This window comes from Vibrio coralliilyticus ATCC BAA-450 (assembly GCF_000176135.1).
In the GTDB taxonomy this organism is placed as follows: Bacteria; Pseudomonadota; Gammaproteobacteria; order Enterobacterales; family Vibrionaceae; genus Vibrio; species Vibrio coralliilyticus.
In genome coordinates, this window is sequence record NZ_ACZN01000017.1 from 226,380 (window position 1) to 239,107 (window position 12,728).

9 protein-coding genes are annotated in these 12,728 nt (G+C 44.5%); 2 read left to right on the forward strand and 7 right to left on the reverse strand.

Annotation, left to right across the window (positions count from 1 at the left end; all coding sequences use genetic code 11):
• Positions 1–148: 148 nt before the first annotated feature.
• The 6 genes from VIC_RS16305 to VIC_RS16330 form a co-directional block, all read right to left on the reverse strand.
• Complete coding sequence (locus VIC_RS16305; protein WP_006961147.1) at positions 149–1,102, reverse strand: hypothetical protein; 954 nt, start codon at positions 1,100–1,102, stop codon at positions 149–151.
• A complete protein-coding gene (locus VIC_RS16310) occupies positions 1,095–2,081 on the reverse strand; it encodes a DUF2169 family type VI secretion system accessory protein (protein WP_006961148.1) in 987 nt (328 codons plus the stop codon). The genes VIC_RS16305 and VIC_RS16310 overlap by 8 nt, the downstream gene beginning before the upstream one ends.
• The gene (locus VIC_RS16315; RefSeq protein ID WP_006961149.1) at positions 2,062–3,381 is read right to left on the reverse strand and encodes a hypothetical protein; all 1,320 of its coding nucleotides are present in this window, start codon (positions 3,379–3,381) and stop codon (positions 2,062–2,064) included. Before VIC_RS16315 ends, VIC_RS16310 begins: the two co-directional genes overlap by 20 nt.
• Positions 3,382–3,400: 19 nt before the next feature.
• The gene (locus tag VIC_RS16320; RefSeq protein WP_006961150.1) at positions 3,401–3,886 is read right to left on the reverse strand and encodes a hypothetical protein; all 486 of its coding nucleotides are present in this window, start codon (positions 3,884–3,886) and stop codon (positions 3,401–3,403) included.
• A complete protein-coding gene (locus VIC_RS16325; protein ID WP_006961151.1) occupies positions 3,886–5,964 on the reverse strand; it encodes a type VI secretion system Vgr family protein in 2,079 nt (692 codons plus the stop codon). The genes VIC_RS16320 and VIC_RS16325 overlap by 1 nt, the downstream gene beginning before the upstream one ends.
• 71 nt (positions 5,965–6,035) lie before the next feature.
• Positions 6,036–6,554, reverse strand: coding sequence for an Hcp family type VI secretion system effector (locus VIC_RS16330; protein WP_006961152.1), 519 nt, complete (start codon positions 6,552–6,554; stop codon positions 6,036–6,038).
• A gap of 462 nt (positions 6,555–7,016) precedes the next feature.
• Between VIC_RS16330 and tssH the strand changes: the two genes are divergently transcribed.
• Positions 7,017–9,689 (forward strand): type VI secretion system ATPase TssH, encoded by a 2,673-nt coding sequence (gene tssH / locus VIC_RS16335; protein WP_039952115.1) that lies wholly within the window; start codon positions 7,017–7,019, stop codon positions 9,687–9,689.
• Positions 9,676–11,313: a sigma-54-dependent Fis family transcriptional regulator gene (locus VIC_RS16340; RefSeq protein WP_006961154.1), complete on the forward strand. Its 1,638-nt coding sequence runs from the start codon at positions 9,676–9,678 to the stop codon at positions 11,311–11,313. The genes tssH and VIC_RS16340 overlap by 14 nt, the downstream gene beginning before the upstream one ends.
• A 152-nt stretch (positions 11,314–11,465) precedes the next feature.
• On the opposite strand, the gene VIC_RS16345 is transcribed toward VIC_RS16340, so the two are convergent.
• Positions 11,466–12,611, reverse strand: coding sequence for a lipoprotein (locus VIC_RS16345; protein WP_006961155.1), 1,146 nt, complete (start codon positions 12,609–12,611; stop codon positions 11,466–11,468).
• Positions 12,612–12,728: the final 117 nt, after the last annotated feature.

The following is a 12,728-nucleotide window of genomic DNA, read 5'->3' on the forward strand; positions in this document are numbered from 1 at the left end:
CTTTTCAACTGCGTAAAAATAAAAAGCCCACTATATCTATCAATTTAGTCAGAATGACAGCTCAGCAGATATAACACGTGACTCTTTAACAGCTTAAATATAATTTTATTAATTAATATTAACGCATTGTGGAGCAGTATTGAGTTTGTTACTCGTAGTCACACAAAGAAGCTCTTAATAAGCCACGATCACCGTTCAAACCGTACATGAAGATAGAAGCTGGTTCTGATGAACGATGCATTTGTGTAAAGCTACACAGTATTGCCAATGCGGACGCCTGACCTATCGTTCCCCACAAGTCATTGATTAACGTGGGTTGTTGAGGGTTAGTAAATTTTTCCGCTCGAGCACCCAGTGCAAAACCGTAATCTTCGGTATTATCACGAGAATTATTCATGTCTGAATAAACCCGCCCTAGTTGCTCAAAAGTACTTGCTGCTTTTCGAACTAAGCGCATCATGCCTCTACGATCAGTCGTATTCCACTCAGCGAGGAAATATTCCAGGGTGGCAATCGGCTTCAGCTTAAGTGTCTCAACAATATTCTTCTTAGTTAAAATGACACCTGCCCCCCCTTCACTAGGGATCAAGCCCCAGGGGTTTTGACTCCCCATCACTTTCTGGTCTGAAATAAGGCTTTCTAACTCTGAAAATAACGAATCAACTGCAATACAAATAACGGCGTCTTGTTGGTTAAGCATGCCTAACGATTCATTAATAAAGCGAGGACCGCCTGAATTAGAAACCTCAATTTTGGACAACCACTTAGCGTGAGCACTTTCTTCTACCCATTTCAACAAGTAGCTATTTTCCACTGACCCGGGTACAGACAGAATGACAGGAACTGGTTTTAGTGTTTTAGGCAGTTTATTCAGCATGGAAGAAAGTAACGTATCCACCATTTCCACTACTCTTTCCTGCTTATCCTCTGCTTTAATATAATCAGCTTTAGCATAAGTGAATTTATCCACGCCATTTTCTGCTTCGTGCTGATTAAAACGCGCTAAGTCAGCTTGAGCCACGGCGAGAGAAATATCCAGATTCATCCCCATTGGGGTCAGGACATCCACATCCAGTACGTATCGACCGTAAACATTACTCATGCGCTTTCTCCGCTTTTGAAACTGTTGAGGAAACCAGAAGGTGCTCTTTCGCCTGACACGGGAAAGAGGCGGTATAGCTGATCGTAAGACGTTTTTCTTCTGTATCGATAAACACAGTGTACATTGGCATTGGAGCACTAAGCTTTTCGTCACCGAAATCTGCAATCGCCACAAATTTCTCAGAGGGGATTCGGAAAGAAAACACGTCATCATGAGAAAATCCACTCATCATTAACCGTTCTCCCCCCTCTAAGAAACCATCGCACTGCTGGTCAGCGGGTGCCGATTGATAGAACTTCCGGTCAAAATCTTCAGGCAGCAGTGGACGTCGATGCTCTTCCCAGTGCTCATCAAATGTGCCGGCGTATCGCGTTCTTTCTGAAAAAAATGGAGGAATAGGTCCAAGGCCAGCAACTCTCAGAGGCTTGGTGTTCGGCGCCCACTCTTCATTAGGAAAGAAAACCGATGGAACGGGTCTGGCTAATAATTCTTCACTGCTTTTTGCAATACCAGAACCGACACGGTTTCTCTCATCACCACCTAAAGCCCTAGAGTGGTCAATCTCAGCCTCGACATAAGCTTTGGGGTGAGAAACCGTCACACTTCCGCCATGCTGTACCCATTGTCGCTCACCGTGCACGGCAATACTTTTATCAATGTGATTATCGATAAGTATTCTGCACTCGTGATAAGTCACCGGACGTTTGGCATAAGCACGAGCTTTACCGTAAACCAAAACATCAGTGTTTTGTTTAGAGACAGGAAACTCATGGTCAACTTTCATCGCAGATAAACCTGGCTCACCAAGGTAGATCGGGTCATCGTAGATTTCTTCGGCCGGAACCTCTTCCCACACTTTTTCATTAAGGTTCCACTGGCGCTTAGCCGTAAGAACCCAGACTTCATGACCATTTTCATCACGTTGAAAGCGACCTTTCACCAGCAGGTCTGTTGCTTGTTCAATATCCCACAGTTGCATTCTGATTCCTTAGGTTAAATCGCTCGATAGCAGCAGGTTGATCTGATACTTTGCTAAACAACCAATCTTGCTGCACCGCTGGCATGGACCATTCCCATGGAATGTAGACGCGGCCATGAATACACAAATGTCTCCATATCCACGTTCGATAATGCTCTGGAATTCGTGCGTTAGTCATTGCACGCATAGTCGATTCAAACGTCAGAGCCTCACCTAATCGCATCGACTTGTTCACGTTGTGCTCGTTGGAATCACGCCAATCCTCAAGTGAAGCGATGGCTTCTTCCCATTCATACTCAACACCCAATTCATGAGGATTAAGAGGGAAGCGCTCGCCATAAACAACATCGAGAGCGAACAGCCACTCCTCGCCCTGCTCTTCGTCAAGCGTCATTACATGATCTAAAGCAGCTAAGATCCACTCTGGTTTGCCAGTCAGCACCATCTGAATCGGAGCCATATCTTTACTAGGGTCAAACTGGTTGAACTCAACCAATTCCAAAAGCTTCGCAAAGGTTATGACGTACTCACTTGGTAAATCTTCTTCTTGAACACCAAAACGTTTTCTAAACCAAGTACCACGGTCATGCTTACAAAGTAGCAACTCAAACAGGTATTTTTCGTCGTTTTGGATTTCATTGATCCACTCAACGCTGTCTTCAACATCGAACTTGGCCAGAACAGGATGTACATCTTGCTCTTTCAGTGCTTCTTCTTTCATCCAATGCTTGGCAAGACCAATACTTAATGTCTGACGTAAGCTCATTAAGTCAAAACATAACTGGCTGGCAGACACCTTCCCTTCAATAAGTCGAGCTAAGGTAATGTCAAGGTGCGCTAACTTGGAGTGTAGGATTAGCAATGTCGCGTCTTTAGAATCGATAGTTTCAGCAGTTTTGATTGCTGCGAGCAGGTGGTGACGCTCCTGCTCAAACTCAGGTTCAAGCATCAGCCAAATAAAAAGCTCTGGTGCAGAGTCTTTTAGTTCATACACCAACCCGGGACTTAATCGGTAGAATGCAATATAAACTTGCTTCACATCTCGCATCTGACGTTCAACCAAACGCAGGTAATCTTGTGAACTCGAAGGGTAACCTTTTCGATGTAACCTCACCCATTGCCTGAAAAGAAAAGACAGTGATTCAATGGCGATTGCGGATTTTTCGCGACAGAATTCGAGCCACGTTGGATTTAGCTCGACCAGCTGGGCAATTTCTGCGTCTAATGTTTCTATCGCTTCAGCAAGATCTTCGTTGGTTAACGCAGAGCTAAGCTGTTCTTTGGTAATTCGTTGTCTCATAGTTTATCTGCATGTTCGATCAGTTGATGGCAATCGTTCCACCTTGAATCTTCTGTGCTTTTTCGGCTTGAGAGGTCACGTACTTAGCTTGTGTAGTTATTCGCCCATCTCTGCCGCTGTAGCGAGTTTGAGTCTCGCCACTTTTCACAATCAACTCTTGAGACGTTTCTATCGTCATTTTCTCTGCGCGAATAACAAGCTCATTCCCATCATCGAGCATTGAGAAGAAAACATCAGTGACTACAGGTAAGCTGATGTCCTGATTAATGAATTCAATACGACAATTCAACTTATTATCTATCGCCAACTGAAGCTCAGATTTTCTAAAGCCACGCCCCAGTCTTGCTGACAGAGGTTGTCCGAATGGGTTGCCTTCAAAGTCGACTCTGACACTGTCTTGAGTTTCGTTAAAATCTACTATGGTGCCAAAACGGGAAAAGCAAGCCGATTGCTCGGCTTGCTGGGTTTGTTGTTCAAATTGTTCTAGGTGTTTGTGTTGTTTCATTAGTTAATCGCTACGTTGCCACCTTTAATCACAACTTTGTCGCTGCCTTCAACTGTGATGGAAGAACCGGAAAGCTTGATACTTCCATCACTGTTCATAACCAAAGAAGAGCCACCTGTTTTCAGTACGATTTTGTCACCACTGATAACCTGTGTTGCGGCATCTGCTTTGTATGAGGTGTTTCCTTTCACAGAAACCGTAAGGTTGCCACCGACTGTTAGATTATCATCAGCACCAATATCAGCAGAACGAGAAGCACCGACAGTCAGGTTACTGTTTTCACCAACGTCTAGATCGTCGTTTTTGCCGATCTTAGTTGAGCGATTGTCGCCAATTTCAAGTGTCGAGTTATTCTTAACCGATTGAGTTTGGTTTGCGTTGTAAGTAACCGTGACATCTTGTTCAACGGTCTCAGTAAACGTGCTGTTCACCTGAGTCGTTTTATGGCCGTCGATGGTTTCTTTGTGATCACCGTGAACTTCGTTTGTCTGATGGCGCCCTACTTTCAGAAACTCATCCTGGCCGATATCGCGGTAACGGTTATTAAGCACCTTCGTCGACATATCTTTTTGAGCATGGAAGTAGATTTCTTCCTGATTTGCTTCGTCTTCGAAGCTCATCTCGTTGTAACCCGTACCCTTATGGGTCTGAGTTCGGAATGTCGTACGCGTTTTATTCTCAGGCAATGAGTAAGGAGGGTAATGTAGACCGTTGTATACCGCGCCTGTTACTAGTGGACGATCTGGGTCTCCCTCAAGGAAGGTAACCACAACTTCGTGCCCAATACGCGGCAGATAAACGGCACCCCAAGTTGGGGCTGCCATTGATTGGCTGACACGAATCCAGCAGCTAGCATGCTCATCATTGTTACCGTATCTGTCCCAATGAAATTGAACCTTGATTCGGCCAAGTTTATCCGTGTAGATTTCTTCGCCCGCAGGGCCAACAACAACCGCGGTCTGAGGACCATCAACCATAGGTGCTGGCAGTTTAGGTGCTTTGAAAATCACATCACGTGGGATACAGATAAACTGGTTCTGATAAGTAGTTGGCAAGCCGCTGTTTTCATCCTCATGTACCTGAGGGTCATGACCACTATGAATAACTGACAACATAGTGTAATCACGGTTAATCGCGCTACGTGGGTGCTCACCAATATTAAAGCTGTAACCCGGCACCATTCTCATGATGTTAGACGCCGCTTCAATCTGCTGATTTTCTACCTGATGATCAGCAATCCACTCTGACGCACGGACTTGTCCCATTGCAGGGTCAACATAACGACCAGGGTAGTCAAACTGCTTAAGATCTTGATCTAAAGGACCATCACTAGACATTTCCTGAGGGATCTTAGGTTGTTCATAGTTGTAGTCGGTATATGTTGTACTACCGGTTCTAACTCGGTTGATCGCTGCAAGGTCAAAGATATGTTCACGGTCAGCCACGCCGCCGTCATCCGAGTGATACACCACTGGACCTATGTAGGATGCGTTCAGCGGTGTACTTAACAGCTCTGGAATCGCGTCATTGCTATCAACAATGACCATTGTGTGGTTGCCTTCTGTATGCTCGAAGTAGTACCACATACCATGCTCAGCAAGCATACGTTGAACAAAGTTACTGTCGCTTTCACGGTACTGAAGCACATATTCCTTAGGAGGATAAACACCAGAAAGGTCAAGACGGTAATCGGTGACAGAGGCATCGTCTAGCACCTGAGAAATGATGTCTGGTGCAGCTAAATTCTGGAAAATTCGGCAATCTTGGCGTTGGGTCATAAACCACATCTGTGGAACAAGGATAATCTGGTAGCGCGAGAATCTGCGGCCAGAGCCAAGGAATCGTACCTCATTTACTACGCCGTGGAACAAACGAGCAGAACCAACACCCTGACCAAACAATGTCAGTAATGCTGGTTTGCGAATAAGTTCGTCGAACGTAATATCAGCATCAAGTGAAAGTAATGAGAGGCTGACTTGAAATGGTTTCGACAGTTCTTCAGTCACTTGAAAACTTTCAACACGAAATTCATGGCCACTACCCTGAACTTCAAATTTAAATTCTACGTCAATCGTCATACCTTTTACCTGATACAAATAATAAGATCAGGGCCAACATAGGTTGGCCCTTAGCGTTCGGTAAGAAAATCTTACGCTTCGCGTGGAGCACGCCAGTCGTCGTTACCGCCTTTACCCATTACTTCGTGAGTAACTTCGATTGCACGGTAAGTGAAGCTCAATACTTCTTCAGTTACACGGTCAGAAGTAGCAGCATCTTGACAGTGAGCCATACGAGTTTGCATATCAACTAGAAGAGCATCAATTAGTTTGATTGTGTAGTAGTGCTCTTGCTTACCTTGTACTGAAGTACGGTAGAACTTGATGTTACACTCAGGTAGTTTTTCACCAGAAACTAGTGCGTTGAATAGAAGTGGTGAACAGCAGTCTTGTGCCTTAGTTACGATTACAGGCTTGTGAACACGTTGACCTGTTGGCTGACCACTTTGTGGATCACGTGGAATAGTTAGTACGTGATCAAGTTCTTGAACTAGAAACTCATCAACGTGTGCTTCTTGCCATGAGTTACCAACTGAATCAGCTGAGTAAGCATCTTTTGTGATATCGCCTTGAGTTTCGCCCGTGATAGACATATACGCAGGAGTTGGCATCTTATATTCCTTCTAAAAAATTTCTATTTATTTAAATTCACCAAATCGCTTATTACCGCGACCCGATTAGCTTAATACAAACACCGTGCCAACTTTTAAATCATTATTTTTCAACAACTTATGATTTTAATGTTGTAATTAGCGCAATTTATCAATTCAATAAATTGTAAAATTAAACAAGTTATTGTCGATCGAAAACAATTAATTGTTACTTATAAATCTTGATAAAACAACGGATGACAAAAGACTGAAAAAAGCGTTATTAACGGGCATTTAAGACATAATAACTAAAACAATAATCATACTGACCGCCACATATAAACAATAGGGTTTTAATCTATTCAATATCGGATAACAAACAACCATAAAAAGCCTGTCAAAATAGCTAGGCAAAAAAAATGACTTTTATTATTTAGTATAATTCGAGCCAATTTTAAACAAACCATAAGCTCGATAAAGACAATGATAAATATTAATCTATCTTCATTAATTCAACGTCTGCACCCTATCGCAAAAGTCGCGCTAGAAGACGCCGCAGCTTTGGCTGTATCAGAAAAGGCCAACGAAGTTCAAATTGAACACTTCCTTTTAAGTCTACTAGAAAGACCAAACAGCGATTTTGATGTTCTACTTGCACACTTTGACTGTTCGGAAAACATTTTACGCCAATCGATTCGCTCTACTTTAGATACAAGCCCAACAGGTAACGGTGGCAAACCTGTATTTTCTGCTTTATTGATCGAATGGTTACAAGAAAGCTGGCTAGTATCTTCACTAGACTTATCTCAAACACAGATCCGTTCAGGCGCGCTGCTACTTACTTTAGTGAGTAACCCTCTACGCTATGGTCAGCACGGATACGCCGCGATTCTTGAAAGCGTCAATCCAGACAGCCTAAAACGCAATTTTGGTGAACTTACCAGCCAATCTCTTGAAGCGCAGGTTGCGACTTCTGAAAAGACACAAGCACGTGAAGACGGTTCTGCGCTGAGTAAATTCACAACAGACTTTACTGGCAAAGCACGTAAAGGTGAGATCGATCCTGTATTCTGTCGTGATCAGGAAATCCGTCAAATCGTCGATATCCTTGCTCGTCGTCGTAAAAACAACCCTATCGCAGTCGGCGAACCAGGTGTTGGTAAAACTGCTGTCGTTGAAGGACTAGCACTTAAAATCGTCCAAGGTGAAGTGCCTGATAATCTGAAGGGTGTTGAACTTTATGGCTTAGATATGGGCCTACTTCAGGCTGGTGCGAGCGTAAAAGGCGAATTCGAGAAGCGTTTGAATGCCGTTCTAGACGAAGTGAAAAATTCGCCAACACCAATCATTCTATTCATTGATGAAGCACATACGCTTGTCGGTGGTGGTAACCAAGCAGGCGGCAGTGACGCAGCAAACCTACTAAAACCAGCTCTCGCCCGCGGTGAAGTAAAAACAATCGCAGCGACAACTTGGTCTGAATATAAGAAATACTTCGAGAAAGATCCTGCCTTAGCTCGACGCTTCCAACTGGTTAAACTGGATGAGCCATCACCTGAGCAAGCAGCTCTGATTATTCGTGGCCTACGCCCTGCTTATGAAAAATCTCATAACGTTTACGTTCGTGATGATGCCATCACTGCCGCAGCCGCACTTTCTGCTCGTTACATTTCAGGTCGCCAACTACCGGACAAAGCCATCGATGTTCTGGATACAGCTTGTGCCCGCGTAAACATCAGCCTAAATGCGGTACCAGCTTCAGTTGAAACATTGCAGCAAGAGCTTGCAGCTCAAACTCGCGAACTTGAAGCCCTTGAGCGTGACCAGCTTCAGCAAACTGGCGACAAGCACAGCCTAGCGTCTATCCCAGATCTAAAAGTAGCGATGGAGAAAACACAAGCTGAGCTAGAAGTCCAACAAGCACAATGGAAAAACGAGAAAGAGCAAATCGAAGAGATGATCGCGTTGCGTACTCGCCTTCATGAGCTAGTTTCTGGGGAAGAGATTGAAGTTGCAGAAACTGAGGAAGAAGGCGAAGAAGCGAAAACCTCACCTTATGCAGAAATGGACGAAGAATCGGTACGCATCGCCATTGCAGCTTGTCAGGAACAACTTGATGCCATTCGCGGCAGCAATCCACTTGTACATTTCGAAGTTGGCCCAGATGAAGTAAGTCATGTAATTTCTGACTGGACTGGCATCCCAATGGGTAAAATGCTTCAAGACGAAGCAGAAACAACTCTAAAGCTAAAAGACAGCTTAACCAGCAACATCAAAGGCCAAGAGTATGCGATCGATGCTCTGGCAGAAGGCATTCAAACAGCGAAAGCTGGTCTAGGCAACCCTGACGCTCCAACTGGTGTGTTCTTGCTTGTCGGCCCAAGTGGTGTCGGTAAAACAGAAACGGCACGCGCTATTGCAGATCAGCTGTTCGGCGGTGAGCGCTTTATGACCACCATCAACATGTCTGAATTCCAAGAGAAACACACAGTGTCACGTCTGATTGGTTCTCCTCCGGGCTATGTAGGTTACGGCGAAGGCGGCATGCTGACTGAAGCAGTACGTCAACGTCCATACTCTGTTGTTCTTTTGGATGAAGTTGAAAAAGCAGATCCAGAAGTACTTAACCTTTTCTATCAAGTATTTGATAAAGGCACACTCAACGACGGTGAAGGCCGTTCTATCGACTTCAAGAACACCTTAATCATCATGACAAGTAACCTTGCGACTCATGAGATTGAGTCACTGGTACAGCAGTCGAAAGACATCAATGCTGGCGTGATTGCAGAAGCTATTCGTCCGACGCTGAACCAACACTTCAAACCAGCACTACTCGCTCGTATGTCTGTGTTGCCGTTTGTTCCTCTGTCTGACGAAGCAATGACAGACATCATCCACCACAAATTGGGTAAAGTGTCTGAGCGTCTTCAAAGCCATCACAAACTGTCGTTGAACTACGACGATACCTTAGTCGAATTCGTACTTGGCAACTGTCGCTTAGCGGAAACAGGGGCACGTAACATCGATGCGGTAATCAACCGTCAGTTACTCCCTCAGCTATCGACACAACTGTTAGTGCACGACAAGGATGAGTCGCACAGTCAGATCACTGTATCTGTCGATGAGCAAGGAACGCTATCTTATGCGTTCAGCTAATCAGAACGATCTGAGTAACGCGCTTTTAGCGATCAGCCAGTCTCTGGCTGATCGTACTCAGCTTGCGCAAACTTTGGACGCGGTGCTCACAGCAGCGCGTCAGATGACGTTTTCCAAACATGGCATCATCTACGTTCTCGATCAAACTGGTCAGGCATTGATTCCAAGCATTGTTCACCATAATGAGCAGGCTCTCACCTCTCATCCATGGCAACCTCTATCGTTTGAACAAACCAGCCAAACAGATCCATTCAACTACGCAATACAGAATGGCGAGGTTGTCTTGATTAACGAGCTGTATCAGTACAACGGTTACGATTGTGAAGCTGTCTATGAGACAGAGCTAGCGCTTGGCATTAAAAGCGCCAACCTGCTCGCTTGGCCACTCGTTGACGACAGCGGTAAGACTATTGGTCTATTAGCTCTATTCGACTTGAGCGTAATTGATAATGAGTCGGCTCTAACAGCGTTTTGCAATATGGCAGCAAACAGTATTCGACAAGCAGTCTGGCTTGAAGAATACGGCCATATGATTAAAAGCTTGAGCGCCGATAACGCAGCTCTAGTACGCGAAAACCAACATCTCAAACAACGCAAACAAAGCCACTACAAAGGCCCGATTGCGGAAAGTGAACAGATGCTCGAAGTGCTACGTCGTTTAGAGAAGGTACTGACACTTCCAGTAGACGTTCTACTACGAGGTGAAACAGGCGCAGGTAAAGAGGTTATCGCGAAGTATATTCACGAAAACTCGAACCGCGCGGATCAGCCGTTAATCGTCCAGAACTGTGCTGCCATACCGGAACAGCTACTTGAATCTGAGCTGTTTGGTCATAAAAAAGGATCATTTACCGGTGCAGACAAAGACAAAATAGGTTTGTTTGAAGCGGCTCATGGTGGAACCTTATTCCTCGATGAGATTGGCGACATGCCATTGTTGCTTCAAGCTAAGCTATTACGTGTTTTGCAAGAGCGTAAAGTGCGTCCGGTGGGTGCCAGCAAGGAAGTCGAAGTGGATGTTCGCGTTGTTGCCGCTACGCATTGTCATTTGATGGATAAAATCAAGAATGGTGAATTCCGTGCGGACTTGTTCTATCGTCTGAATGTATTCCCGATAACGCTCCCTCCGTTACGCGAGCGCGAAGCTGACATTTTGCCACTAGCCGAACACTTCGTGAAGCAAAGCGCATCTAACTTGGGCCTTTCACAGGCTCCTGGGTTTAGTGCAAACGTGCAAAAGCAGCTTCAGGAGTACTCATACCCTGGTAACGTTCGTGAGCTAAAAAACATCGTCGAGCGAGCCCTGTTGCTTTCTGACTTCGAAACCATAAGCCAGATAGAGTTTGGAGAAGCGGCAGCACTTGCTGAAGCTCATCAGACGACACCTGCTATGGTTGAGGTGATGCAACAGCCTGTCGTTGAGAGTGTGCAGCAAGATGCAGCGGAACAAGCAGACTATTCTAGAGGCCTTAAAGAAGCCGTAGGAGAGTATGAGAAGACCGTCATCCTTGATTGCCTGAATGCATCAAACTGGCAAATAAAACGCGCTGCAGAGCAGCTCTCACTGCCCGTCAGCACGTTGAGCCACAAGATGAAGAAGTACGATATTTCCGCAGCGGGTTAACGAACAGCTTTTAGTCTTTAAGCCATAAAAAAACCGCCATTTCTGGCGGTTTTTTGTTTTGCTAAATCTGTATTACCTTAGGGGAAAGTAAGGTCGGCACCGAATAAATCATATTCGACAAGTAACGAAAGCTTAGGTTACGGAAGATTGACTCATAACTTATCTCCTTTAACAAAATCTCCATCGTTTGCAAAAGCATTATAAAGCGATGAATCAGTCGCACTTTGACCAGTACCACCGGTTTGCTTCCAAGTTAAATAACTTTCAATATGATTTTGGTCATTGAGTTTATAAAGTAGAACCTGTGCGCCACCACTGCTACGAGCATACTTGGCATCTTTGCCCAATACATCAAGTCCATCGAACTCACCAGGTTGATACCCCACCACTTTCTCCGATATAAACGTTTTATTTTCCACATCAATTAAATAACGATACTTTCGACTTTCCCCCCACACGTAGCGACCTGCAGGACTTATACTTCTCTTACGAAATTCGTAGTCTTGAAGATTTTCTTTATCTGGTTCAATTCCAACCCCAAATAGAAATTTATCTTTGGTTTCATCATACACGGCCACACCAAACTCATTGGCAACTACACGTTTACCGTTATAAATCGTTGAGTACTCATTAAATTCAGTTTCGACTTCCTTCTTTTCACCGCTCGCTAAGGTATATTTCCAATCTTTAAATTGATCCACATAGTAGAGATAGCTACTATCTTCGGCCCATAAAAACTCCGGATAACCTCTTGAGCGGCCAAGCTCAATGTACTCTCCAGTTTTAAGGTCTTTAATTACCTTAAACATGCCTTCTTCGGCCGAATAGGCTAGTGCTAAATAACGGTTATTAGGCGACATACGCATCAGTCGAACCTTGCCATTAAACTCATCGGCCACCAAACGAAGATCGGTACCATCAGTTTTGACACTCCAGACTTTATCGCGCTGATCGTAATGATCTTTCGAAACATTTCGACCATTGTCCCAGCGAAATACTACACGAGGTAAATCGTATGACTCCGTATTGCTTAGATCTTCTCGAGGCCATTCTTTCGCTTTATAGATTGCGTAACTTGGTTTGCCAGTCTCTTTGTCATAAGTCACATAGTTGTGCTCTGTGATATAAACGCGACCATCTTCCCATTGCTGGGCATTTTTTGCCGCAATCTTCTCTTCGACCGTAAGCGTTTTTTGTTCTTTAACTACGCTGGCCTGCTCGCTTGGTTCAGTGTCCTGGCCATTGCAACCTGTCAGCAAAGCCAACGCCAGCAAAGTTAATATTGAATACTTTTTCATCGTTTTCTCTTTATTTCCGCTGCAGATTAAGTTTAAAGTCAGCTCAAGTTTTGCAAGTACACCAAAATAAAAAGCCATTTCATTACTGAAATGGCTTTTTGATAGTGGCTAAATCTC